Genomic DNA, 25,186 nt, shown 5'->3' on the forward strand with positions numbered 1-25,186 from the left:
ACATGCATCTGGGTGGACAGTGGGAATGCCGAAGTTTCGTTTGCGGATCAGGGGGCGCCTGTACGCAGGCTTCATGGCCCTGGTGGCGGTTGGTCTCGTGATGGCGGTGGTCGCCGTCTGGAATTTACGGACCGTGCAGGATCAGGTCGCAAAGGCCTCGGCGTTTTCCGACAGCACGGCGCGGGTGCTGGAGATCTCGACCCATCTCCAGGCGATCCAGCGGGCCAATCTGCGCTACATCTACGACGCCAGCGAACCCGCTATGAAGGAGGCTTCGGAGCGGGAGACTGCTGCGACCGAGCTGTTGAAGGTCGGCGCGAATGGCACGGCCTCGGAGGAGCGAAAAAAGCTCTATAACGATCTCATCGCCGACATCGCCAAGATGAAAAGCCTGCGTGACAATCTCGGCGACGCCGTCAACGAGGCGAGAACGGGCAAGGCGACGCTGCTGCCGAGTGGCGACGAGCTGACCGTCAAGATGGGCAAGCTGGTCGACGTGGCGCGCGCAGCCGTCGATGAAGATACCGCATCCCTCGTCGCGGACCTCGAATCCCGGCTGCTTCTCGTTCAAATCGCAAATTGGCGCTTCCTGGCCCTGCGCGACGTCAAGGGTCCTGCCAACTTCAGGACGAATGTCGACAGGGCCATGCAGCGGCTCACGGCGCTGGAAAAGAGTCCGCAGGCGACGGAACTTCGAGCCACCCTTGCGCCGGTGAAGTCCTCGCTCGGGATCTACAAGTCCGCGTTCGAGACGACGTCGGCCGCGATGCTCCAGGCCGACGAGATCTACCACAAGAACCTCGCGCCGCTGATCGTCGAGAGCATCGGCAAGCTCAAGGTCGCGGAAACCACCCTGAAGAAGGATTACAAGGATTCGCGCAGCACCGCCGAAGCCGTGATCGAGGGCACGACGTCCGTGCAGGCGATCGCGGGCGGCCTCGCCGTCCTGTTCGGATTGATCGTTGCCTTCCTGATCGCCCGCAGCATCGTGGGACCTTTGAACTCGATGACGCGCGCGATGGGGCTGCTCGCCGGCGGCAATCTCGAAGTCGAGATTCCCGGCCGCGGCAAGACCGACGAGATTGGCGACATGGCCAAGGCGATCGAGGTGTTCAAGGACAACATGATCGACACCGAGCGCCTGCGCGCGGAGCAGGCGGAGGTCGAGGCGCGGCAGGCCGAGACCCGCAAGAAAGACATGGTCCGGCTCGCCGATCAGTTCGAGCAGGCGGTCGGCGAGATCGTCGACACCGTGTCGTCGGCATCGGGTGAGCTCGAAGCGTCCGCCGGCACGCTGACGGCGACCGCCACGCGCGCCCAGGATCTGTCGACCGAAGTGGCGTCCGCCTCGCAGGAAGCCACGGCGAACGTGCAGGCCGTTGCCTCCGCGACCGAGGAACTGTCCTCCTCGGTCAGCGAGATCGCCCGCCAGGTGCAGGAATCCGCCCGCATCGCCAGCGAGGCCGTCGGTCAGGCGAGCAGGACCAACGACCGGGTCGGCGAGCTCTCCAAGGCCGCTGCCCGCATCGGCGATGTGGTCGAGCTGATCAGCACCATCGCCGGCCAGACCAATCTGCTGGCGTTGAACGCCACCATCGAGGCGGCGCGCGCGGGCGAGGCCGGCCGCGGCTTTGCCGTGGTCGCCTCCGAGGTCAAGGCGCTGGCCGAACAGACCGCAAAAGCCACGGGCGAGATCGCGCAGCAGGTTTCCGGCATTCAGGCCGCGACGGAGGAGTCGGTCGGCTCGATCAGGGAAATCAGCACCACCATCGAGCGGCTGTCCGAGATTTCCTCGACGGTCGCGGCGGCGGTGGAGCAGCAGGGTGCGGCGACGCAGGAGATTTCCCGCAACGTCCAGCAGGCGGCCCACGGCACGCAGCGCGTCTCGACCAATATCGGCGACGTGCAGCGCGGCGCTTCCGAGACCGGCTCGGCGTCCTCGCAGGTGCTCTCGGCGGCGCGCTCGCTGTCGTCGGACAGCAACCGGTTGAAGCAGGAAGTCGCCAAATTCCTGAGCTCGGTCCACGCCGCCTGATCGGCCAGACATTTCAAAAGCGAACGTCTCAAACGCAAAGGTCCACGCGTATGCGCGTGGACCTGCGATGGCAGCGCGGGCCGGACAAGTTCGATTGCCGCATTCCTGTTCAGATGACTGCAGAATGAGCGCTGCAGGCCGTGCTCACGGCATGTTTGACGCGACCCTCCGTAGTCGGCGCGAGGCAATTGCAGCATTGAATTAAGAAGTATTCTTCATGGTGTCGCGGTGCAGCGCGAATCTCCGAAAGGCGATTGCGGCTGGGCGGGTGGCCGCTGCGACCTCGGCGAGGCGTTCGGTTGCTCCATCTCTCTTGCTATGGATGGACGGTGAAGATGCCGAGCTTGCGTTTGAGAATCCGAGGGCGTCTTTACGCTGGATTTTCGCTTCTTGTGGTCGTTGGTTTGATCATGGCCGGGGTCGCGATCTGGAATTTGTGGGCAGTCCAGGGCCAGATGGCGCGGCTGTCCGCACTCTCGGACAACACGGCCCGCGTTCAGGAAATCTCGATCAACCTCCAGGCGTTACGGCGCGCCAATCTCCGCTACATCTATGACGCCAACGAGCCGGCCTTCAAGGAGGCCGCGGAGCGCGAGGCGGCGACGGTGGAGCTGTTGAAGGCCGCGGCCAGGTCGACGATCTCGGACGAGCGGCTCAAGATCTACAACGGCCTGCTCGCCGACCTCGAGAAGATGAAGTCCCTGCGCGAACGCATGGGCGTTGCCGTTGGCGAGACGACCAAGGGCAAATCCGTTCTGCTCGCCGGCGGCGACGAGCTCACCGCCAACACCGGCAAGCTGGTCGAGGCCGCGCGTGCAACCGAAGATACCAGCGTGACCGCCCCCGTCGCCGATCTCGAATCCAGGATCCTGCTGGTTCGCGTCGCAAACTGGCGCTTCCTCGCGGTGCGGGACGCAAAGGGGCCGGCGGCCTTCAGGGCCAATGTCGATCGGGCGCAGCAAGCGCTGAAGTCACTGGAGGGGGCCGGTCTGCCGGACGAGGTCAAGGCCGCGTTCGGGCCGATCAAGAGCTCGCTTGCGACCTACAAGGGGGCCTTCGAGACGACCTCCGCCGCAATCCTCCAGGCCGATGAAATCTATCGCAACGATATCGCCCCCCTGATCGGCGAAAGCGTCGACAAGCTCAAGGTGGCGGAGACCGGATTGAAGGCCGACTATCAGAAATCGCGCGCGGCCGCCGATGGCGTCATTGCCAGCACGACCTGGATTCAGGAAGTCGCCGGCGGCGTTGCGGTCCTGTTCGGTGTCCTCGTCGCCTTCCTGATCGGCCGCAGCATTGCCGGACCGCTGACCACGATGACCCGCGCGATGGGAGCCCTCGCGGGCGGCGATCTCAAGGTCGAGATTCCCGGCCGCGGCAATCGCGACGAGATCGGCGACATGGCCAAGGCGATCCAGGTGTTCAAGGAGAGCATGGTCGAGACCGAGCGCCTGCGCGCGGAGCAGGCGGAGGTCGAGGCGCGGCAGGCCGAGACCCGCAAGAAAGACATGGTCCGGCTCGCGGATCAGTTCGAGCAGGCGGTCGGCGAGATCGTGGACACCGTGTCGTCGGCATCGGGTGAGCTCGAAGCGTCTGCCGGCACGCTGACGGCGACCGCCACGCGCGCCCAGGATCTGTCGACCGAAGTGGCCTCCGCATCCCAGGAGGCCTCGTCCAACGTGCAGGCCGTTGCCTCCGCGACGGAGGAGCTGTCGTCCTCGGTCAGCGAGATCGCGCGCCAGGTGCAGGAATCGGCCCGCATCGCCAGCGAGGCCGTGGGTCAGGCGAGCAGGACCAACGACCGGGTCGGCGAGCTCTCCAAGGCGGCTGCCCGCATCGGCGACGTGGTCGAGCTGATCAGCACCATCGCCGGCCAGACCAATCTGCTGGCGTTGAACGCCACCATCGAGGCGGCGCGCGCGGGCGAGGCCGGCCGCGGCTTTGCCGTGGTCGCCTCCGAGGTCAAGGCGCTCGCCGAGCAGACCGCGAAAGCCACCGGCGAGATCGCCCAGCAGGTCTCCGGCATCCAGGCCGCGACGGAGGAGTCGGTCGGCTCGATCAGGGAGATCAGCGGCACCATCGAGCGGCTGTCCGAGATTTCCTCGACGGTCGCGGCGGCGGTGGAGCAGCAGGGTGCGGCGACGCAGGAGATTTCCCGCAACGTCCAGCAGGCGGCCCACGGCACGCAGCGCGTCTCGACCAATATCGGCGACGTGCAGCGCGGCGCTTCCGAGACCGGCTCGGCGTCCTCGCAGGTGCTCTCGGCGGCGCGCTCGCTGTCGTCGGACAGCAACCGGTTGAAGCAGGAAGTCGCCAAATTCCTGAGCTCGGTCCACGCCGCCTAAAAGCAAAAGGCCACGCGTATGCGCGTGGCCTTTAATCGCGTCGAGATGTGATCAGGCGACCTTGGTCGTCATGTGCTTGAACATGTTGGCGCGCGCCTCGTCGTCCATCTCGGCCTTGAAGGTGAACTTGTCCTTCAGCGCGATCGCGCGCGCGGCCGCAGGGCGCGCCGAAATCTCGTCCACCAGCCGTTTCACGTTCGGGTAGCGCGCAAAGGCATCGTCGCCGAGCTTGAACGGCACCATCCGCGCCCAGCCCCACAGTGCCATGTCGACGATTGAATAGCTGTCGCCGACCATATAACGGCGGCCGGCGAGGTGGCCGTTCAGAATCTGGTAGTGGCGATCGGTCTCGTACTGGTAGCGGTTATGGGCGTAGTCGTGGTTCTGGTCTTTCGGCGCAAAATGCTTGAAGTGCACGGCTTGGCCCGAATACGGGCCGACGCCTGTGGCGATGAACATCAGCCATGACAGCGTCTCGCCGCGCAACGAGGCGGCGGGCAGGAACTTGCCGGTCTTCTCCGCGAGATAGAGCAGGATGGCGTTCGAGTCGAACACGATCGTGCCGTCATCGTCGATCGCCGGCACTTTGGCGTTCGGATTGATCTTGAGGAATTCCGGCGTGAACTGCTCGCCCTTGCGGGTGTCGATCTTCACCGGCTCGAAGGGCAGGGCGGACTCTTCGAGATAAAGCGCGACCTTGGTCGGATTCGGCGAACCGTTGAAATAGAATTTGAGCATCGGTCTGTCTCCCCAATTCCTCTTGCCAGTTCTCTTGTCGAGAGCGAGCGCAGCGTCATTGCTGCCAGGGCTTTGTCTTGCCCGAACTCCGGCTGGAAGCGCAAGCCGGGAAAGCGCAAGTGATGTGTTCGTAAAGCGCATTCCGGCAGCGTTCGCGGCCGGCCGTCGGCGGTCGCTTCATCTCGACAGGCGACTTTCGCGCTGCGGCGCGGATCAACCGTGCGGTCGGTCCCCCCGGCGCTCGATCCTGGTCGGCGATACATCGATTTCAGAAGCCCGGTCGATAAGTCCATGCGGATTCAGCCATCTAATCGCATGGTCTGCCGCCGCCTATAATGAACCGAGTTGAGGGCGGGGATGCCCAAGACCTTGGATGTCCGAGACCTTGGACGCCCAAGACGAAGTGGATACCCAGGACGAAGCTGCGGCGCACGGAGATGCTTCATGAAACGGCAAGCTGCGGTCATCGTATTGCTTTCGCTGATGGCCATGCCATCGGCCCGCACGGAGGAGACTACCGCCATGACTGGATCGAAGCCCGCGCTAACGGATGGGGACGTTCGGAAGGTCTCGCCGGCGCTGGAGGCCTACACGCAGAACCGTCTCCTCGGCGACGTCTGGAAACGGCCCGGCCTTGCGCCGCGCGACCGCAGCATCGTGACATTGGCAGCGCTTATCGCGCGCAATCAGACGATCGAGATGCCGTATCATTTCAATCTTGCGCTCGACAACGGTGTCAAGCCGCGGGAGATTTCGGAGATCATCACGCATCTCGCCTTCTACGCCGGCTGGGCCAATGCGATGTCGGCCGTTGCTGTCGCCAAGGACGTTTTTGGTGCCCGTAACATCGGCGCCGAGCAGCTTCCGGCCGTCTCGGTGACGCTGTTGCCGCTCGACGAGGCCGCCGAGGCGCAGCGTGCCACGTTCGTCCAGGACCAGTTCGGCGCGTCCTTTCCGGGCGTCGTGCAGTACACCACCGACGTGCTGTTTCGTGACCTGTGGCTGCGTCCGGACCTTGCGCCCAGGGATCGCAGTCTCGTCACCGTCAGCGCGCTGATTGCCAACGGGCAGATAGCGCAGCTCACGCCGCACCTCAACAGGGCGATGGATAACGGCCTGACCCAGACGGAAGCGTCGGAAGCGATCACGCAACTGGCGTTCTATGTCGGCTGGCCCAACGTGTTTTCGGCGATGCCCGTCGCCAAGGATGTGTTCGCAAAGCGGCCACGTTAGCCGCGTTCGCGCGGCCATTCACGAGGAGGCTGACTTGAATATCTCGCAACTTCTTCTGATCGGCGCGTCCGTGCTGCCAGCAGCCATTTCCGGAGCCGCTGCGGGCGCCGATCTGCGGCCGCTCTACGTGCAGGAAGCGGAGATCGAGGTCGACCCAGCGGAGCTTGAGTCCTACAAGGCCGCGGTGGCCGAACACATCGAGACTGCCACGCGCGTTGAGCCCGGTGTCATCGCGCTCTATGCCGTCTCAGAAAACGACAATCCCGCACGGGTCAGGGTGTTCGAGATCTACCGGGATCAGGATGCCTACCGGTCTCACCTGGAGACCACCCACTTCAAGACATACAAGGCGACCGTGGAGAAGATGGTCCGGTCGCTCAAGCTGATCCGGACCACGCCCATCGCCTTTGGCGCTTTGCCGAAGTGACGGCTCAGTCCCGGTGGCGGAGCGCCTCGACAAGGAGTGCAAAGGCCGCGGAGGGCTGCCGCCGGCTTGGGTAGTAGAGGTGGTAGCCGGGATAGGGAGGGCACCAGTCCTCGAGCACCCGCTTGAGGCGGCCCTTGTTGATGTGGGGTTGCACCAGGCCCTCCGGCAGATAAGCCAGCCCGAGGCCTGCAAGCGCGGCCTGGAGCATCTGGGTCGTGGTGTTGAAGAACAATTGGCCGTCGACCCGAACCTTGAGCTCCCGCGAGCCCTTTTCGAATTCCCAGGAGTACAATCCGCCATGGGTCGGCAGGCGCAGATTGATGCAATTGTGCTCGACCAGTTGCGACGGCTTCTTCGGCTCTGACCGGCTGCGGAAATAAGAGGGAGCGCCGACGACGGCCATACGCGCGTCGGGGCCGATCCGCACCGCAATCATGTCCTTCGCGACCTGCTCGCCATCCCGCACGCCGGCATCGAAACGCTGCGCGACGATGTCCGTCAGTCCGTAGTCGCTGACGATCTCGAGCTTGATGTCGGGATATTCGCGCAACAGCTTCGCAAGCTTCGGCAGAAGCACGGCGTCGGTGGCATATTCGGTTGCGGTGATGCGGATGGTGCCGGAGGGCTTTTCCCGAAGCTCGGTCAAGGCGGCGAGTTCGGTCTCGATCTCCGAGATCCGTGGACCCACGTTGCGCAACAGACGCTCGCCCGCGGCCGTCGGCGACACGCTGCGGGTGGTGCGCGTCAGCAGACGCAGCTTCAGCCGGGCTTCGAGCTCCTTGATGGTGTAGCTGAGCGCGGATTGTGAAATGCCGAGCTTCGCCGCGGCTCTGGTAAAACTGCCTTCGCGGGCGACGATCAGGAAGGCCGAGAGGTCGTCGAGATTTCCGCGTTGCATTTATCGATCCTGTTTATAAGCCCATGCCGATTATAGTGGCTAGTCCGCATAGCCGCACGCATTAGATTTGCCGCAGTCCCGCGAGGCAAGGCGAGCTCGGCATATGGATCGATCGGACGTTCGCTTCCGGCAATGCCGGGGCAGCGGTGTGGATGCCCAGAGCGTGCTGACGCGACGGCGCATGCTTTCAAGCGCTGCCGGATTGGCCATGCTGGCATCGTCGCCTGCGGGCTTCGCGAGCGCTTCGCAACACACTGGCCCGACAACAGCAAGGCATGGAACGATGGACATCAAACGCAACGGCTCACGCCCCTCTGGCAAGGGCCCCGAAGCATGGTTCTCCGGCACGGTCCGTGTCGATCCACTCTTTCAGGTCGGTGACCCCGCGCACCTGAGCGGCGGTCAAGTGACTTTCGAACCCGGTGCCCGGACCATGTGGCACACCCATCCGCTCGGCCAGACCCTGATCGTCACGTCGGGTCTCGGCTGGGTGCAAAGCGAGGGTGGACCGATCGAGGAAGTCCGCCCCGGCGATGTCGTCTGGTTTCCGCCCGGCGAGAAGCACTGGCACGGAGCCACCGCGACGACCGCGATGACGCATATCGCCATTACGGAATCGCTCCACGGCAAGAATGTCGACTGGATGGAAAAGGTCAGCGACGCACAGTACCGCAAGTGATGTCGCGCCCTGGCGTGGTGAAACGACCGGGAGATTGAACATGCAGATGCGCAAGCTTGGCGACAGCGGCCTCGCGGTCTCGGCGATCGGCCTCGGCTGCATGGGCCTGAACTATCATCGTGGCCCGGCGCCGGAGCGGCACGAGATGATCGCGCTGGTTCGCGCTGCGGTGGAGCGGGGTGTTACCTTCTTCGACACCGCCGAGGTCTACGGTCCGTTCACCAACGAGGAGTTGGTGGGCGAGGCCCTGGAGCCGTTCCGGAAAGACGTCGTCATCGCCACCAAGTTCGGCCACGATCTCGGGCCGGCCGACGCGCGGCGTTCCGGCGGGCTCGACAGCCGCCCCGAACGCATCCGGCAGGCGGCCGAAGGCTCGTTGAAGCGGTTGCGGGTCGAGACGATCGACCTGTTCTACCAGCACCGCGTCGATCCTGACGTTCCGATCGAGGAGGTCGCCGGCGCGGTAAAGGATCTGATCGTCGCGGGCAAGGTCAGGCATTTCGGTCTCAGCGAGGCTGGCGCTTCCACCATCCGCCGTGCCCATGCGGTCCAGCCGGTCACGGCGATCCAGAGCGAATATTCGCTCTGGTGGCGTCAACCCGAGACGGAGGTGTTACCGGCTTGCGAGGAGCTGGGGATCGGCTTCGTCCCCTTCAGTCCCCTCGGCAGGGGCTTCCTTACCGGCAAGATCGACGAGACCACCAGCTTCGGCGGCAATGACAACCGCGCCGGCCTGCCGCGCTTTACGCCCGAGGCGCGCAAGGCGAACCGGCCGGTCGTGGACCTGCTGGCTCGGATCGGCGCCGAGAAGCGTGCCACGCCGGCGCAGATCGCATTGGCCTGGCTGCTGGCGCAGAAGCGGTGGATCGTCCCGATCCCCGGCACGACCAAGCTCGGCCGCCTCGACGAAAACATCGCTGCGGCCGCGGTCGCGCTGACACCCGACGAACTCAGGCACATCGACGCGTTGGCCTCGCAGATCACCATCACAGGCGACCGCTACCCGCAAGCGGAAGCCGCGCGTACGCAGCGCTGACGGCGCGGACGACCACCCGACACATCGACAGGAGAGATACCCATGAACATTTCATTCGAGGGACAGGTCGCGCTGGTGACCGGCGCGGCCTCGGGGCTCGGCCTTGCCACGGCAAAGGCTTTCGCGGAATCCGGGGCGTCCGTCGCGCTGGCGGACTGGAACGAGGACGCGGTGCGGGCCGCGGCAGGCGAACTGACCGCCCGAGGTCACAAGGCCGTCGCCATCCGCTGCGACGTCTCCAACGACGCGCAGGTCGAGGCGATGGTCACGAAGACGGTCGCCGCCTTCGGCAGGCTCGATGTCGCCTATAACAACGCGGGCGTCCAGAATGTTCTCGCAGAGACCGCCGACACGACCCGCGAGGATTACGATCGCGTCATGGGCATCAATCTCCGCGGCGAGTGGAGCTGCATGAAATTCGAACTGCAACACATGCGCAGCCAGGGACGCGGAGCAATCGTCAATTGCTCGTCTCTCGGGGGACTTGTGGGAGGCGCCGAGCGCGGCATCTATCACGCCGCCAAGCACGGCGTCCTTGGCTTCACCAAGAGTGCGGCGCTCGAATATGCGGCGCGCGGCATCCGCATCAATGCGATATGTCCCGGGCTCATCTGGACGCCGATGGCAGACCAGATGGTTGCCGGCGGCCAGGGCGATGCGCTCAAGGCCATGGAGAAGAGCGTGCCCATGGGACGCGTCGGCCGCCCCGAGGAGATCGCGAGTGCGGTACTCTGGCTCTGTAGCGACGCAGCCAGCTATGTGACCGGCCAATCCATCTCGGTGGACGGCGGCTTCATCATGCGCTGAGCGCCGGCGCGACCCGGGCCTGCAGGGCCCGGCTCGTCTCATGGCGTCTCCCGATCAGCCGAATTGGAGAAAGCCGAGGATGGAGACGATGATCATCGCCGCGCCGACGGCCTCCAGCCGCAGCCCGAGCCGCGCAGCGAGATGCATGTCGGAGGCCCGCGCTGCGCGCTCCGATCCCCGCGAATAGCCATGAACGATGACGTCGTGATTGAAATTGTCATGCGCCTCGTTGCTGCTGGCGAGCCCGACACAGACCACGAGCACGCCGAACAGAGCGAGGCCGAAAAATCCGAGCAGCGCGATCAGGAACATCGGGAACATGCCGACCAGGAAGATCGGCAGCAGCGGCACCAGCAGCAAGGTCTCGGACTGTCGTCGCATGGAAGCCAACCGGTCAGGACGGGGCTGATCGGATCAATGTAGTCCTGGCTGTTGCGGCGTTCAAGGCGCCGCGGGGTCGGCAAAGGCGAGAAGCGCCGTGCCCACCGGCGCGGCTTCGATCCGGATCGACGGGGATGGTGGGCACGCTGCGCTCTGCCCACCCTTGAGATCGCGGGACGTAGCTACTCCGCCGCCATGCCCGCGCGGATCTCGGCGCGGAGCTCGTCAATCAGCTTGAGACCTTTCTTGGTCTCGACGTGCCAGAAGGTCCAGCCGTTGCAGGCCTGCGCGCCCTGTGCCACCGCGCCGATGCGGTGGATCGAGCCGACCTTGTCACCGAACATGATGGCGCCGTCGGCGCGGACCAGCGCGCCAAGCTTCTTCTTGGCATCGAACAGTTTCGTGCCGGGCATGATCATGCCGCGCTCGATCAGTTCGGAGAACGCGACGCGCGGTGCTTCGCGCGCGGTCATGAACGGGGCAAGGCTTACTTCCGGCAGCGGCTCGACCGCGGCAATGCGCGCTTCCGCCGCCTTGGCATAGGTCTTGTCGCGCTCGAAGCCGATATAGGAGCGGCCGAGGCGTTTTGCGACGGCGCCGGTGGTGCCGGTGCCATTGAAGGGATCGATCACGAGATCGCCGGGCTTGGACGACGACAGCAGCACGCGCGCGAGCAGGCCTTCCGGCTTCTGCGTCGGATGCACTTTCTTGCCGTCGGCGCCCTTGAGGCGTTCTTCGCCGGTGCAGAGCGGGATCAGCCAGTCGGACCGTGCCTGCACATCCTCGTTGGCGGCCTTCAGCGCTTCGTAGTTGAAGGTGTAGCCCTTGGCCTTCTCGTCGCGCGCGGCCCAGATCATGGTCTCGTGCGCGTTGGTGAAGCGGCGGCCGCGGAAGTTCGGCATCGGGTTGGTCTTGCGCCAGACGATGTCGTTCAGGAGCCAGAAGCCGAGGTCCTGCATGATCGCGCCGACGCGGAAGATGTTGTGGTAGGAGCCGATCACCCAGATCGTCGCCGACGGCTTCATCGCGCGGCGGGCGGCAAGCAGCCAGGCGCGGGTGAAATCGTCATAGGCGGAGAATGAATCGAACTTGTCCCAGTCGTCGTTGACGGCATCGACATGGGATTCGTCGGGGCGCTTGAGATCGCCCTTGAGCTGGAGGTTGTAGGGCGGATCTGCGAACACCAGATCGACGCTACCGGCCTGAAGCTTCGACATCTCGGCGACGCAATCACCGAGAATGATACGATGCGACGAAGACTCAAAATTTGTGCGGGGCGCCCTTGCAGACGCCCCGCGACGCGACTCTACCATGACTCAAGAACTCTGACTCAGGCGACGCTGTCGGCGACGCGGGACCAAACAACCGACTGACCGTTACATTGAAGCGGCAAAGTAAAAATCGACTTAACCCGCCGCTTTCCTGTGCAGGCCTCGCAGCGCGCGTTGCGTGTGGTTCGCTATTCGCATTCGCCGAGTTTTACAGCGTATTTCGCGTTTCTTCGCGTTGCGGGAGCGGCTGGCGCCGCAAAACGACTCCAAATTTCTCTCGGAAAAAATTGCACGACCCCGGAAAAAATTGCTGGCATCGGCATGCTGTCGCACTAGGCAATTTTTGCCGGGCACGATATTGATAAAGGCAACGGAAATTTTACGTATGTGGCGCGTTGAGCTTTTGCGCATCTGCGTGCTCAGTTGACGCCATCAAGGACTCGAAGGAAGCCCGCCATGCGCTACGATGATTTCCGCCGCAGCGACGACATCGAGGATCGTCGCGACGAGGGCGGCGGCGGGTTTGGCGGCGGCGGAGGCGGCGGGTTCGGCCTGCCCATGGGCGGCGGCGGGCTCGGCATCGGCACCATCATCGTGCTCGGCCTGATCGGCTATGCCTTCGGCATCGATCCGCGCATCCTGATCGGCGGCGCCGAGATCCTCACCGGCGGCGGCCAGGCGCCGAGCTATCAGAGCGATCGCCAGTCGTCACAGGCCAAGCGCGGCGCGCCGACCGACGAGATGGGCAGCATGATCTCCGGCATCCTCGGCGAGATCGACGATCGCTGGACCGAGATCTTCCAGGCCAGCGGCCAGTCCTACACCGGTCCGAAGATCGTGCTGTTCCGCAACGCCACCAATGGCGGCCGCTGCGGCATGGCGCAGTCGGCGATGGGCCCGTTCTATTGTCCGCCCGACAGGACCATCTTCCTCGACACCGGCTTCTTCCGCGAGGTCGAGACGCGCTTCCGCGGCTGCTCCGGCAAGTCCGCGTGTGACTTCACCACCGCCTACATCATCGCGCATGAAGCCGGCCATCACATCCAGAACCTGCTCGGCATCATTCCGCGCGTGACCCGGCTGCAGCAGCAGGCCGGCAGCAAGGCCGAGGCCAATGCGCTCCAGGTGAAGGTGGAGTTGCAGGCCGATTGCCTGTCCGGCGTCTGGGTCAACCGCGAGGCGAAGAAGCGTCCGAATTTCCTGGAAGCAGGCGACATCGACGCCGCACTGACCACGGCGAGCGCGATCGGCGACGACACGCTGCAACGCCAGGCCACCGGACGCGTCGTCCCCGATTCCTTTACCCACGGCTCGGCCGCGCAGCGCAAGCAATGGTTCATGACCGGCTACCAGCAGGGCACGGTCCAGGCCTGCAACACGTTCGGCGGCGGGTCGTAGTAACGACGATCTCGTGCCCCGGACGCAGCGCAGCGCTTCTCTAGCGGTGCGCTGCAGAGCCGGGGCCCACAATGCCGGTCTCCCAAGCCTCTGGCATGGGTCCCGGCTCTGCGGCGCGGCGCACATGCGCCGCACCGCGTCCGGGACACGAGAGGAAAGAGCCGTGGCCTCCATCGACGAAACAAAACAGTTCATCCCGCTCAACATCGCGGTGCTCACCGTCTCCGACACGCGTGCGCTCGCGGACGACAAGTCCGGCCAGACGCTGGCCGACCGCCTCCTTGCTGCCGGCCATCATCTCGCCGCGCGCGAGATCGTCACCGACGACGTCGAGGCGATCCGCGCCGTCATCCGCCGCTGGATTGCGGATAGCAGCATCGACGTCGTCATCACCACCGGCGGTACCGGCTTCACCGGGCGCGACGTCACGCCGGAGGCGATCGAGCCGCTGTTCGAGAAGCGCATGGACGGTTTCTCGATCGCATTCCATATGCTCAGCCACGCCAAGATCGGCACCTCCACGATCCAGAGCCGCGCCACCGCGGGCGTCGCCGGGGCGACCTACATCTTCTGCCTGCCCGGTTCGCCCGGCGCCTGCCGCGACGGCTGGGATGGCATTTTGGCGGCCCAGCTCGACTACCGCACGCGCCCCTGCAATTTCGTCGAGATCATGCCGCGGCTCGATGAGCATCTGCGCCGGCCGAAGGCGCAGGGCGCGACGGTGTGATGACTCGCGCGGATGATGTCTAGCTGATCGAGGCACGGACCACCCTCCCCTGGAGGGGGAGGGTCGATCGCGCGCAGCGCGAGCGGGGGGATCTCTCCACACGGGCACTGTTGGATGTGGTGAGACCGTCACCCCACCCCGTCTCACATTACGCTGCGCTCCATGTGCGCCGACCCTCCCCCTCCAGGGGAGGGTATGGTCACGGCGCGCGTTTCTAAATTAGGACAGTCAGAGATCCCGCTCCCATGTCTCGCCGAGCAGATCGTGCCCGAAGCTGTGGTGCGGCTTCGTCGCGACCAGCTTGAAGCCTGCATTTTGATAAATGCCGCGTGCGGCGATCAGGATGCTCTGCGTCCACAGCGTCATCTTGCTGTAGCCCCGCTCGCGTGCGCCCTGGATGCATTGCTCGACCAGCGCGCGGCCGACACCGAGCCCGCGTGCTCGCTTCTCCACCTGCAACAGGCGGAGCTTTGCGATCTCGTTCGTGGCCTTGACCAGAAAGATCGAGCCGATCGGCTCGCCACCGGCCTCCGCGATCCAGCAGTGCTCGCGCGCGGCGTCATAGCTCTTGATGAACTGCGCGCAGATCTCGGCGACCAGCGCCTCGTAGCTGATGTCCCAGTTGTAGTCCGCGGCATAGGCGGCCGCTTGCTTGGAGATGACCCAGCCCATGTCGCCGACGCGATGGCTGCGCAGCATGAAAGCCGCAGGCTGGCTTCGACGTTGATCCAGCACGGCCTCGATGGTCGCCATGGCCTGCGTGAGCCGCGTGGCATCGCTGGCCGAAAGCTCAGCCAGCATCGCGGCGACCTCATTCTGCGAGCTCAGGTTCAGCTTGGCGAAGGCCTGACGGCCTTTGGCGGTGAGGCTGAGCTGGTATTGCCTGCGATCTGCGGGCAGGGGCCTTCGCGTGATCAGCCCCTTTTCGTCGAAGCTTTGGACGATGCGGCTGAGATAGCCGGGATCGAGACCAAGCTCGATTCCGATCTCTTTTGCCGCGAGATCGTCGCGGTGCGCGAGTTCATAGAGCACCCGGGCCTCGCTGAGCGAAAACGGGCTTTTTCCAAGGTGCTGGTCGAGCACACCAAGCTTGCGGGTATAGAAGCGGTTGAAGGCGCGGACCGCCGCGATGTGGTCGTCTGTACCGTCAAATGGCATGGGTCACCTCGATACTTGCCATTGTCAAACAATTGTTTGACCCTGGCAAATATTGGGCGCCTTAGCCGACCATGACGATCCGGCTGCGCAACAGGGTCCGGGACGAGCGGCCGAGCCGCCGCAGCAGCCGCGCCTCGGAGCGGCGGGCCTGGGGCGGGTAGCCGCCGATCCGGTCGTAGTGGTCACGCGCGATCAGAAGTCCCTGGTCGCCCAGTGGGCCGACCAGCTTCCGCGCCACGGCGCGGAGCAGGTCGCGGAATCCGGTATCGGCGTAAGGCGTGCGTGCGTAGCGGAACACCGCCGCACGATCCCTTCCGCTGGTCGCAACGGCCTGGATGAACTGGGTGGTCTCCTCGATCCACCCGGTTTCCAGCACGGCGCCGGCGGGGAGGAACATCAGCCAGGGCGAACGGGCCTGAAGCGCGCCGGCGGCGAGCGCGGCTCCTTGCGACGACCCCTCGAAACCGATGAAACGGCAGCCGGCGACGTCGGCGACGTGCTCGATGACGCCGTTGCGGGTGCCGTCGACCAGCAGCACTTCCTTGATGATGCCCGCGGCGGCACCGGGCACCAGCGCGGCCAGAGTCGCGACTGCCGTCTGCTCGACGCCTTCGGTTGGAATGATGACGCTCAGCATGATTGAGGCTTCGGTGTCTGCACTTCGGGAGAAGCGTAATTCGTCATGATGTTGTCATAAACACGTGGCGGTGCCGAGAGCAACTTTTCGGCTAGGCTTCGATGTTCGATGGTAAACTGCCAAAGCCATCGCATCCGAATATGTCCCGCGCGGGGTTACAATATTGCCGAATATTTCGGCGCGACTTCGCCGTGCCGGTATTAATCCGGGGTTCGTCCCGATATTGCGCGCCGCGCAGGCGGATCGCAATCCTGCAAGTGGAGGATGCGAGCGGAACGAAGCCCGGAAACGGGAAAAGCATGCAATCCACGATGCTCACGAAAGCTTCGCATGAACGCCGATCAACTTGCTGTTAGTTCGCCGTCAACATCGGCGAAGCCGGATACCAGGCCGGACGCCGCGCCGACCTTGCGGATCCGCGCGCTGATGCTGGGCGACCGCATCAACGCCTCGGGCCTGGAGCTCGGCGCGCTGGTGTCGTCGACGCCGGCCGCATTCCGCGTCCATGCCGGCCTTGCCGTGATCTTCCGCTACGGCGTTGTGGTGCTGATCGGCCTGCTTCCCTCGGAGGAGAAGGTGCTGATCGACAGCCTGAAGCCGCGCGTGATCGGCGAGCTCAGCCCCTATGAGGAGGAGATCGCGCAGGCGCAGCTTTGCAAGGACGAAAGCTCCGAGGCGATCCAGCCGGGCGGGCCGATCTGCCTCGCCAAATTCTCCGACGACCGGCTGCTGCTGGTCGCCGACGCGCTTGCCAAGAGCACGTCGCTGGCCCGCGACGAGCGGCGCGTCGCCGCCGTGTTCGACGTCATCGAGCCCTTCGCGCGCGAGCTCGCCGAGCACGGCCGCACCCCGCGCCGGCGCAAGGGCATCCTGCGCCTGATCGGCAATGCGCTTCTGGTCCAGCAACGCGTCGCCGGCCGCGTTGCGGTGGCCGAGAAACCCGACGTGCTCTGGGAGAAGCCCGAGCTCGACCGGCTCTATGGCCGCCTCGAAGACGAGTACGAATTGAAGGAACGTCTCGACACGCTCGAGCGCAAGCTCACCGCCGTGTCGGAGACCGCCAATGCGCTGACCGACATCATCGATACCCAGCGCTCGCTCCGTCTCGAGATTGCGGTGGTGGTGCTGATCGTGATCGAGGTCGCGATCGGCTGTTTCCAGATTTGGTCGGGCATTCACTAGCTCGGTCGGTCGCGTCCCCAGGCGAGCCGCGCGTTACTGTGCCCTCTCCCCTTGCGGGAGAGGGCTGCACCGCTAGAAGACGCAAACTCACTTGGGTGAGGGGTATTTTTCCGCGTACTCATTTGCTTATGTGAACGCTGATAGAACCCCTCATCCGGCGCTTCGCGCCACCTTCTCCCGCAAGGGGAGAAGGGAAGTGGGGGCTGTCGATAGTACTTCAATTCATCAGCACTGCCTTACAATGCCGCGCGATCGTCAGTTCCTCATTCGTCGGGATGACGAACACTTCGATAGCACCGTCGCCGCCGCTGATCCGCTCGCGCGTCTCACCATTCGCGGTCGCATCAATGCGCACACCGAGCCACCACAGCCGCTCGCCGATCGCGCTGCGGATCTCCCCGGCATGCTCGCCGATGCCGCCGGTGAAGACGAGACAGTCGAGCCCGCCAAGCGTGGTCGCCATCACCGCGATCTGCTGCGCCGCGCGGAAGACGAACAGGTCCACGGCCTCCCGCGCCGCTGGCTCGGGGCTCGCGAGCAGCGTCCGCATGTCCGCGGAGATACCGGAGACGCCGAGCAGGCCCGATTGGTGATAGAGCAGGTGCTGCACCTCCTCCACCGACATCCCCTCATGCTGTTGCAGATAGAGCAGCAAGCCGGGATCGATGGTGCCGCTGCGCGTGCCCATCACGAGGCCGTCGAGCGGGGTGAGCCCCATCGTGGTGTCCACGCTGCGGCCGTCGCGCAGCGCGCACAGGCTCGCGCCATTGCCGAGATGGGCGATGACAGTGCGTTTCGCTGCGAACTCCGGCGCGATCGCGGCAAGGCGCCCTGCGACATATTCGAAGGAGAGGCCGTGAAAGCCGTAGCGCCGGATGCCGCGCTCCTCAAAGCGCCGTGGAATGGCGAAGCGGCTCGCAGGCGGCGCGAGGCCGTGATGGAAGGCCGTGTCGAAGCAGGCGATCTGCGCGAGCTCCGGCCGGATCGCGGAGATGGTACGGACCGGCGCCAGGCAGCGCGGCTGGTGCAGTGGCGCCAGCGGCGTCAACGCCTCCAGCTTCGCGGTGACGTCATCAGTCAACCCGACCGGACCTGAATAATCCGGGCCACCATGAACGATGCGATGGCCGACCGCGCGCAGGCAGCCTTGGCCGAACCGGTCGTCGATGAAGGCGAGCATGGCGGCGAACAGATGACCGCCACCGGCATCCGTTTCGTCCCGCCGCTGCTCGAACAGGTCTGCGCCCGCGAGGTCCTTCACGACGAGCCGGGGCTTGGCCTCGTGCTCGTCGAGCAGGCCTTTGCAGAGCAGCACAGGCTCGGCCGCCGAGATATCGAACAGGCCGAACTTGATGCTCGACGAGCCCGCGTTGAGGACGAGAACCGCCTCTGGCGCCGGCATGGCGCTAACCCGGCTTGCCGGGCCAGACCCAGTCGCGGATCTCAGGCATGTCCTCGCCATGCTCGCGCACATAACGAGAGTGTTCGAGCAGCTTGTCGCGGAATTGCTGTTTCGCCTGCGCGGCCTTGGTGGCGAGACCCGGTACGCGTTCGATCGCCTCGATCGCGAGGTGATAGCGGTCGAGCTCGTTGAGCACGACCATATCGAACGGCGTGGTCGTGGTGCCTTCTTCGATGAAGCCGCGGACGTGCAGGCCGGCATGGTTGGTGCGGTTATAGGTCAGCCGGTGGATCAGATGAGGATAGCCGTGATAGGCGAAGATCACGGGCTTGTCTGATGTGAACAGGCTGTCGAAGTCGCGATCGGACAGGCCGTGCGGGTGCTGGTCCTGCGGCTGCAGCGTCATCAGGTCGACGACGTTGACGACGCGGATCTTCAGGTCCGGCAGCGCCTTGCGCAGCAGGTCCACGGCGGCGAGCGTCTCCAGCGTCGGCACGTCGCCGGCGCAGGCCATCACCAAATCGGGCTCGCTGTTCGCGTCCTCTGTGCCGGCCCAGGTCCAGATGCCGATGCCGGCATCGCAATGCGTGGCGGCGTCTTGCATCGACAGCCATTGCGGCGCCGGCTGCTTGCCGGCGACGATCACGTTGACGCGGTTGTACGTCCGCAGGCAGTGATCGGCGATCCACAGCAGCGTGTTGGCGTCCGGCGGGAAGTAGATGCGGACGATATCGGCCTTCTTGTTGGCGACGAAGTCGACGAAACCGGGATCCTGGTGGCTGAAGCCGTTATGGTCCTGGCGCCAGACATGCGAGGTCAGGAGATAATTGAGCGAGGCGATCGGGCGCCGCCAGGGCAGGTGCCGCGTCACCTTCAGCCATTTGGCGTGCTGGTTGAACATGGAATCCACGATGTGGATGAAGGCCTCGTAGCAGGAGAAGAAGCCGTGGCGCCCGGTGAGCAGGTAGCCCTCTAACCAGCCCTGGCAGAGATGCTCGCTCAGCACCTCCATGACGCGGCCGTCCTGGGCGAGATGCACGTCGTAAGGCTCGATCGGCTCCATCCAGACCCGCTCGGTCTCCTCGAATACGGCGTCGAGCCGGTTTGACGCCGTCTCGTCCGGCCCCATGATGCGGAAATTGCGCTCTTGCGCGTTGAGGCGAATGACGTCGCGCAAGAATTTGCCGAGTTCGCGCGTCGCTTCTCCCGTGACAGCGCCGGGCTGCGGCACCTCGACGGAAAAGCTGCGAAAGTCGGGGAGCTTCAGCTCCTTCTTCAGGAGACCCCCATTGGCGTGCGGATTGGCGCCCATGCGCCTGTTACCTGCTGGCGCCAGCGCCTGAAGCTCGGGAATGAGTGCGCCGCTGGCGTCGAACAGTTTGTCCGGCTCGTAGCTGCGCATCCAGTCCTCGAGCACCTTCAGATGCGCTGGATTTTCGCGGCAGCCTGCGACCGGCACCTGATGCGCGCGCCAAAACCCTTCGACCCTCTTGCCGTCGACTTCCTTCGGACCGGTCCAGCCCTTGGGGCTGCGCAGCACGATCATCGGCCAGCGTGGCCGCTCGACCGCCTTGCGCCCGTCGCGGGCGTGCTGCTGGATCGAGCGGATGCTGGCGAACGCGACGTCGAGCGCGTCCGCCATGATCCGGTGCATCAATTGGGGATCGTCGCCCTCGACGAACAGCGGCTCGTGGCCGAAGCCGCGGAACAGGTCGCGGATCTCGCTGTCAGGCATCCGCCCGAGCACGGTCGGGCCCGCGATCTTGTAGCCATTGAGATGCAGGATCGGCAGTACCGCGCCGTCATGGGCGGGGTTCAGGAACTTGTTGGAGTGCCAGGACGCCGCGAGCGGGCCGGTCTCGGCCTCGCCGTCGCCGACGACGCAGGCGACGATCAAATCGGGATTGTCGAACGCTGCGCCATAGGCGTGCACCAGCGCGTAACCGAGCTCGCCGCCCTCGTGGATCGAGCCCGGTGTCTCCGGCGCCGCGTGGCTCGGAATGCCGCCGGGGAACGAGAACTGCCGGAACAGCTTGCGCAATCCGTCCTTGTCGCGCGCGATATCAGGATAGATCTCGCTGTAGCTGCCCTCCAGATAGGTATTGGCGACCATGCCCGGGCCGCCATGGCCGGGGCCGCAGACATAGAGCACGCTGAGATCCTGCGCGCGGATCACGCGGTTGAGATGGGCATAGACGAAGTTCAAACCGGGCGTCGTGCCCCAATGTCCCAGCAAACGCGGCTTGACGTGCTCGGGCCGCAACGGCTCGCGCAGCAGCGGATTGTCGAGCAGGTAGATCTGCCCGACGGAAAGGTAGTTGGCGGCGCGCCAGTAGCGATCGAGGAGATCGAGCTCGCTGCTCGCGGCGGCCGATTTTTGTTGATTTGTCATGTTCCTGCCGACCTTCACCTGGGATCGTCACCAACGGAGTTCCGACACGATCGATCCTTGGCGGCATCAAACGAGATCGTGGTGACAGCGGTGTTGCGTGAGGTCAAAGGCGGGCGCGCGAAGTTTGGGCAGCTCTACTGTGCATGGGGTTGTTTTCATGTTTTTTGTTTGTGTTCTTGATTTGTTCCTGCGGCGTGCTATCTTGGCTTCATGAGTCCAGCATCCTCTCATGCTCTCAAGCACCCGCCGGTCACGGCGCCCTCCGAGCCGGCGGGTGCGCCTTCTGATTTCCCCGAGCTCGCTGTCGCCATCGACAAGCAGCGCAGGCGTGGGCGGGGCGCCCAATCCAACGCCAGCGGCCGCTATGAGGCCGAGGCGCGCGTCGCGTTCGACGACGGCTGGCAGAGCCTGGAAGAGCTGCCGCCATTCAAGACCACGGTCGCGGTCGACACCTCGCGCAAGGTGATCACCCGCAACGATTCCCCCGACATCGGCTTCGACCGCTCGATCAATCCCTATCGCGGCTGCGAGCACGGCTGCGTCTATTGCTTCGCACGGCCGACCCACGCCTATCTCGGCCTGTCACCGGGGCTCGACTTCGAGTCGAAACTGTTCGCAAAGCCCGAGGCCCCTTCGCTGCTCGAGAAGGAGCTGGCTGCGCCCGGCTACGAGCCGCGCATGATCGCGATCGGCACCAACACCGATCCCTATCAGCCGATCGAGCGCGAGCGCAAAATCATGCGCGGCATTCTGGAGGTGCTGGAGCGCGCCGGTCATCCCGTCGGCATCGTCACCAAATCGGCGCTGGTCACCCGCGATATCGACATTCTCGCGCGGATGGCCAAGCGCAACCTCGCCAAGGTCGGGATCTCCGTCACCTCGCTCGATCCGAAGCTGGCGCGCACCATGGAGCCGCGCGCCTCCACGCCGCCGAAGCGGCTGGAAGCGCTGAAGCTGCTCTCGGAGGCCGGCATTCCGACCACCGTGATGGTCGCGCCCGTCATCCCCGCGCTGAACGATTCGGAGATCGAGCGCATCCTCGACGCGGCTGCCCATGCCGGCGTCAAGGAAGCCTCCTACGTGCTGCTTCGTCTGCCGCTGGAGGTCCGCGATCTCTTTCGCGAATGGCTGATGGCGAACTATCCGGACCGCTATCGCCACGTCTTCACGCTGATCCGCGACATGCGCGGCGGGCGCGACTACGACGCCAAATGGGGCGAACGGATGAAAGGCACGGGACCGATGGCCTGGACCATCGGCCGCCGCTTCGAAATCGCCTGCGACAGGCTCGGGCTCAACAGGCGGCGCTCCAAGCTGACGACGGATCACTTTGCGCGGCCGAAGCGGAACGGCGATCAGCTCAGCCTGTTCTGATCGAGGAAGCGGAGGAGGCGTAGCATGAGTAAGGAACTAGCACCCCCGGTGCCGCGGCTCACCGTCATCACGCTGGGCGTCAGCGACATTCGTGCCAGCATCGCGTTCTATGATGCGCTCGGCTTTTCGCGCCGGCTCAAGGCGACCGGCGAGGCCGTCGCGTTCTACGAGACCGGCGGTCCCGTGCTTGCCCTGTTTCACTGGGATCAGCTCGCGGCCGACGCGACCTTGCCGGATCAACCGAGACCGACCACCTTCCGCGGCATCACGCTCGCCTGGAATTGCGCCACGCGCGAGGAGGTCGATGCGGTGCTGGCGTTCGCGCTCGGCAAGGGCGCAAAGCTGCTGAAGGCCGCGCACGAGACCGACTATGGCGGCTATTCCGGTTATTTCGCCGATCCCGACGGCCATCCCTGGGAGGTCGTCGTCGCCCCCGGCATCGAGGTCGGCGAGGACCGGCGGGTGCATCTGGCGGAGTAAGGCAGGGCCGCCTGAATAACGGGAATTGCGATTGGTTCCCGGTTGCGCAGACGAGGCCGCTTGCGCACGATCCCGGCCATGATTCGGGACAAGTCCGCCAAGAAGCCGGCCAAAGACGCGCGCAAGCAGGTCGATGCGAAGAAGATCGCGCCCGCGAAGGCCAGCTTTCGCCGCGAGCGCGCGCTGATCAAGCGTGGCATCTGGCCGATCGCAGGCTGCGACGAGGCCGGCCGCGGGCCGCTCGCGGGTCCCGTGGTGGCGGCCGCGGTGATTCTCGATCCGGACCGCATCCCGCGCGGCATCGACGATTCCAAGCGCCTGACCGCCGAGGAGCGCGAAAAACTGTTCGACAGGATCTGCGCCACCGCGCAGGTCTCGGTCGCCGTCGCATCGCCCGCGCGGATCGACCGCGACAACATCCTGCGGGCGTCGCTGTGGGCCTTGAAGCGCGCCGTGGTGGCACTGCCCGAGCAGCCCCGCCACGTCTTCGTCGATGGCCGCGACCGGCTCGACACGGCATGCGACTGCGAGGCCGTGATCGGCGGTGACGGCATCGTGCTGTCGATCGCCGCAGCCTCGATCGTCGCCAAGGTGACGCGCGACCGGCTGATGTGCGCGCTGGCGCAGGACTGCCCCGGCTACGGTTTCGAGCAGCACAAGGGCTACGGCGTCCCCGAGCATCTCGACGCGCTGAACCGCCTCGGCCCCACTATTCATCACCGCAGCTTCTTCGCCCCGGTCGCGGCGGCGCGCGCCAAGCACATGCCCTGGACCGTCGAGCCGGTGCGGGACCTGTTCGAGGTCAGCGAGGTCGAGGTGCAGGTGGAAGCGGCCGTCGAAATCGATGCTTCCGCGAACCTCTAGGGCAGACGGTCGTTGCCACGACGCGCGACGCCCTTTATCAAAATACGTGTGAGCGTATAGGGCCGGCTGGACGGGTTGGCTGCATCTTTCGGGCGTTGTATGCGGTTTACCTCCCTGGTCATCGAGCTCATTCGCGCCCGGCCGCGGCTGATCGTGTGGATCGCCGTGCTGCTTCAGGCCGCGATGTGGCTGTTCGTGGCGCTGGTGTTCTATCGCAGCCCGCCCGGCACCCTTGCGACCCTGCTGGCCTTCGGCAGGGAATACCAGGTCGGCACCGATCTCGGCCCACCGCTGCCGGTGTGGCTCGCCGACATCGCCTATCGCGCCGCGGGCGGCCACATGTTCGGCGTCTATGTGCTGGCCGAGCTCTGCGAGATCGCGACCTTCGTCACGCTCTATCATCTCTCCCGCGCCGTGGTCGGCTCGCAGCAGGCCGTGCTGGCCGTGCTGCTGACCATGACGGTGCTGGCCTTCTCCTCGCCCGCGCTCGATTTCGGACCGCTGGTGCTGGCGCGGCCGCTCTGGGCGCTGCTGCTGCTGCATTCCTGGCAGATCATCGGCCAGCGGCGCGGCAACGCCTGGTTCGCCTGGTCGATCGAGGCGGGCCTCTTGCTGCTGACGACGCCCGCGGCAATCTTTCTTCTGCTGCTGATCGTCGTCTTCGCGGTCGCGACCGCCGGCGGCCGCCGCACGCTGCGCGCGCTCGATCCGCTGTTCGCGCTGATCGTCGTCGCCGTGCTGGCGCTGCCCTATGCGGTCTGGCTGATGCGCGCCGAGACGCTGGTCCTGCCGGCCTTGCCTGAGGTCGCGGAGCTGAACGCCCGCGCGATCCACGCGGCCTGGCTGCTCGGCGGGCTCGTGCTCGGGGCTGCCGCGATCCCGGCGCTGACCTTCCTCAACACCGGCCTGTTCGTCGCCAAGGGCGAGGACGCGCCGATCATCTACCGCCCGCCGGTTGCGCCGCTGGCGCGCAACTTCGTCTATTTCTTCGCGCTCGCCCCGGCGCTCGGCGCGGTGCTGATCTCAGGCCTGTTCGGACTCGAGTCCGTCGTCGGCGGCGCCGGCGTCGTTCTGGTGATGTCCGGCCTTGCCGTGGTGGTGGCCGCCGGCGATCTCATCGCGATGCGCCGCGCGCGGATGCTGCGGATGGTGTGGGCCGCCGCCGTCGTGGCGCCCGCCGCTGGCGTCGTGCTCGCCGTCCTGGTCCTGCCCTGGACCGGCGCCAACGAGATCGCGACCTCGATGCCGGCGCGTGCGATCTCGGACTTCTTCGACGAGAGCTTTGCCCGCCGCACCAACCATCGCCTGCGCGCGGTGGCCGGCGAGACCCAGCTTGCGAGCCTGATCGCGCTGCATTCCGGCCGCCCGCATCTGTTCATCGATGCCGAGCCCGCGCGCACGCCGTGGATCAATCAGGCCAAATTCAGCGAGACCGGCGGCGTCGTGGTCTGGCGCGCCTCCGATACCGCCGGCACGCCACCGCCTGAAATCCTCAAACGCTTTCCCGGCATCGTGCCGGAAGTGCCGCGCGCCTTCGAATGGCTGGTGACCGGACGCCAGCAACTGCTGCGCATCGGCTGGGCCATCGTGCGGCCGAAGGGGATGTGAGGTTCTCGCGCGCGCTCTCCGTTCGTCATTGCGAGCGCAGCGAAGCAATCCAGACTGTCACCGCGGAGAGACTCTGGATTGCTTCGCTGCGCTCGCAATGACGGGGATAGAGCG

Annotated in this window: 22 protein-coding genes; 14 read left to right on the forward strand and 8 right to left on the reverse strand. The window is 65.4% G+C overall.

Translation table 11 applies throughout. The annotated features are described in order from the left end of the window. Positions 1-25: 25 nt before the first annotated feature. Positions 26-2,035: a methyl-accepting chemotaxis protein gene (locus AC1RUR_RS35450; protein ID WP_492852773.1), complete on the forward strand. Its 2,010-nt coding sequence runs from the start codon at positions 26-28 to the stop codon at positions 2,033-2,035. A gap of 335 nt (positions 2,036-2,370) precedes the next feature. Beyond that, complete coding sequence (locus AC1RUR_RS35455) at positions 2,371-4,380, forward strand: HAMP domain-containing methyl-accepting chemotaxis protein (protein ID WP_492852775.1); 2,010 nt, start codon at positions 2,371-2,373, stop codon at positions 4,378-4,380. Positions 4,381-4,431: 51 nt separating this feature from the next. Here AC1RUR_RS35455 and AC1RUR_RS35460 read toward each other — a convergent pair whose 3' ends face one another. Continuing rightward, the gene (locus tag AC1RUR_RS35460) at positions 4,432-5,118 is read right to left on the reverse strand and encodes a glutathione S-transferase family protein (RefSeq protein WP_492852776.1); all 687 of its coding nucleotides are present in this window, start codon (positions 5,116-5,118) and stop codon (positions 4,432-4,434) included. 444 nt (positions 5,119-5,562) lie between these two features. Between AC1RUR_RS35460 and AC1RUR_RS35465 the strand changes: the two genes are divergently transcribed. Next, on the forward strand, positions 5,563-6,351 hold the full coding sequence (locus tag AC1RUR_RS35465) for a carboxymuconolactone decarboxylase family protein (RefSeq protein WP_492852777.1): 789 nt from the start codon (positions 5,563-5,565) through the stop codon (positions 6,349-6,351). A 34-nt stretch (positions 6,352-6,385) separates the two neighbouring features. Continuing rightward, on the forward strand, positions 6,386-6,778 hold the full coding sequence (locus AC1RUR_RS35470; RefSeq protein ID WP_492852778.1) for a putative quinol monooxygenase: 393 nt from the start codon (positions 6,386-6,388) through the stop codon (positions 6,776-6,778). Positions 6,779-6,782: 4 nt separating this feature from the next. Here the strand turns inward: AC1RUR_RS35470 and AC1RUR_RS35475 are convergent, their stop codons facing one another. After that, positions 6,783-7,676, reverse strand: coding sequence for a LysR family transcriptional regulator (locus AC1RUR_RS35475; protein WP_492823558.1), 894 nt, complete (start codon positions 7,674-7,676; stop codon positions 6,783-6,785). 283 nt (positions 7,677-7,959) lie between these two features. Between AC1RUR_RS35475 and AC1RUR_RS35480 the strand changes: the two genes are divergently transcribed. The 3 genes from AC1RUR_RS35480 to AC1RUR_RS35490 are packed head-to-tail and all read left to right on the forward strand — an operon-like array spanning position 7,960 to position 10,198. After that, positions 7,960-8,355, forward strand: a complete 396-nt coding sequence (locus AC1RUR_RS35480; protein ID WP_492852779.1) for a (R)-mandelonitrile lyase — start codon at positions 7,960-7,962, stop codon at positions 8,353-8,355. A gap of 40 nt (positions 8,356-8,395) precedes the next feature. Continuing rightward, on the forward strand, positions 8,396-9,391 hold the full coding sequence (locus AC1RUR_RS35485; protein ID WP_492852780.1) for an aldo/keto reductase: 996 nt from the start codon (positions 8,396-8,398) through the stop codon (positions 9,389-9,391). A 42-nt stretch (positions 9,392-9,433) separates the two neighbouring features. Beyond that, the gene (locus AC1RUR_RS35490; RefSeq protein WP_492852781.1) at positions 9,434-10,198 is read left to right on the forward strand and encodes an SDR family NAD(P)-dependent oxidoreductase; all 765 of its coding nucleotides are present in this window, start codon (positions 9,434-9,436) and stop codon (positions 10,196-10,198) included. 54 nt (positions 10,199-10,252) lie between these two features. Here AC1RUR_RS35490 and AC1RUR_RS35495 read toward each other — a convergent pair whose 3' ends face one another. Further along, the gene (locus AC1RUR_RS35495; protein WP_492852782.1) at positions 10,253-10,579 is read right to left on the reverse strand and encodes a hypothetical protein; all 327 of its coding nucleotides are present in this window, start codon (positions 10,577-10,579) and stop codon (positions 10,253-10,255) included. Positions 10,580-10,761: 182 nt separating this feature from the next. Beyond that, positions 10,762-11,892 (reverse strand): site-specific DNA-methyltransferase, encoded by a 1,131-nt coding sequence (locus tag AC1RUR_RS35500; RefSeq protein WP_492852783.1) that lies wholly within the window; start codon positions 11,890-11,892, stop codon positions 10,762-10,764. A 414-nt stretch (positions 11,893-12,306) separates the two neighbouring features. Here AC1RUR_RS35500 and ypfJ point away from each other — a divergent pair, with 414 nt between their 5' ends. After that, positions 12,307-13,248: a KPN_02809 family neutral zinc metallopeptidase gene (ypfJ, locus tag AC1RUR_RS35505; protein WP_492852784.1), complete on the forward strand. Its 942-nt coding sequence runs from the start codon at positions 12,307-12,309 to the stop codon at positions 13,246-13,248. A 163-nt stretch (positions 13,249-13,411) separates the two neighbouring features. Beyond that, positions 13,412-13,975 (forward strand): molybdenum cofactor biosynthesis protein B, encoded by a 564-nt coding sequence (gene moaB, locus AC1RUR_RS35510; protein ID WP_492852785.1) that lies wholly within the window; start codon positions 13,412-13,414, stop codon positions 13,973-13,975. Positions 13,976-14,203: 228 nt separating this feature from the next. Here the strand turns inward: moaB and AC1RUR_RS35515 are convergent, their stop codons facing one another. Continuing rightward, on the reverse strand, positions 14,204-15,133 hold the full coding sequence (locus AC1RUR_RS35515) for a bifunctional helix-turn-helix transcriptional regulator/GNAT family N-acetyltransferase (protein WP_492852786.1): 930 nt from the start codon (positions 15,131-15,133) through the stop codon (positions 14,204-14,206). A 61-nt stretch (positions 15,134-15,194) separates the two neighbouring features. Continuing rightward, positions 15,195-15,770, reverse strand: a complete 576-nt coding sequence (locus AC1RUR_RS35520) for a glycosyltransferase family protein (protein ID WP_492852787.1) — start codon at positions 15,768-15,770, stop codon at positions 15,195-15,197. Between the two features lie 330 nt (positions 15,771-16,100). Here AC1RUR_RS35520 and AC1RUR_RS35525 point away from each other — a divergent pair, with 330 nt between their 5' ends. Then, entirely contained in the window at positions 16,101-16,952 is an 852-nt protein-coding gene (locus AC1RUR_RS35525) for an RMD1 family protein (protein WP_492852788.1), read from the forward strand. A 217-nt stretch (positions 16,953-17,169) separates the two neighbouring features. Here the strand turns inward: AC1RUR_RS35525 and AC1RUR_RS35530 are convergent, their stop codons facing one another. Both AC1RUR_RS35530 and AC1RUR_RS35535 read right to left on the reverse strand, forming a co-directional pair. Continuing rightward, the gene (locus AC1RUR_RS35530) at positions 17,170-18,354 is read right to left on the reverse strand and encodes an acetate/propionate family kinase (protein WP_492852789.1); all 1,185 of its coding nucleotides are present in this window, start codon (positions 18,352-18,354) and stop codon (positions 17,170-17,172) included. 4 nt (positions 18,355-18,358) lie between these two features. Beyond that, entirely contained in the window at positions 18,359-20,746 is a 2,388-nt protein-coding gene (locus AC1RUR_RS35535) for a phosphoketolase family protein (RefSeq protein ID WP_492852790.1), read from the reverse strand. A gap of 210 nt (positions 20,747-20,956) precedes the next feature. On the opposite strand from AC1RUR_RS35535, the gene AC1RUR_RS35540 reads away from it, so the two are divergent. The 4 genes from AC1RUR_RS35540 to AC1RUR_RS35555 all read left to right on the forward strand — a co-directional run bounded on the left by AC1RUR_RS35540 (position 20,957) and on the right by AC1RUR_RS35555 (position 25,072). After that, positions 20,957-22,120 (forward strand): PA0069 family radical SAM protein, encoded by a 1,164-nt coding sequence (locus tag AC1RUR_RS35540; protein WP_492852791.1) that lies wholly within the window; start codon positions 20,957-20,959, stop codon positions 22,118-22,120. A 24-nt stretch (positions 22,121-22,144) separates the two neighbouring features. Continuing rightward, positions 22,145-22,600, forward strand: coding sequence for a VOC family protein (locus AC1RUR_RS35545; RefSeq protein WP_492852792.1), 456 nt, complete (start codon positions 22,145-22,147; stop codon positions 22,598-22,600). Positions 22,601-22,678: 78 nt separating this feature from the next. Beyond that, positions 22,679-23,464 carry a ribonuclease HII gene (gene rnhB / locus AC1RUR_RS35550; RefSeq protein ID WP_492852793.1) on the forward strand — a complete coding sequence of 262 codons (786 nt, stop codon included), beginning with the start codon at positions 22,679-22,681 and terminating at the stop codon, positions 23,462-23,464. A gap of 99 nt (positions 23,465-23,563) precedes the next feature. Beyond that, positions 23,564-25,072: a glycosyltransferase family 39 protein gene (locus AC1RUR_RS35555; RefSeq protein ID WP_492852794.1), complete on the forward strand. Its 1,509-nt coding sequence runs from the start codon at positions 23,564-23,566 to the stop codon at positions 25,070-25,072. The last annotated feature ends 114 nt before the right edge of the window (positions 25,073-25,186 follow it).

It is taken from the genome of Bradyrhizobium sp. GW821-FHT12B03, from assembly GCF_058807535.1.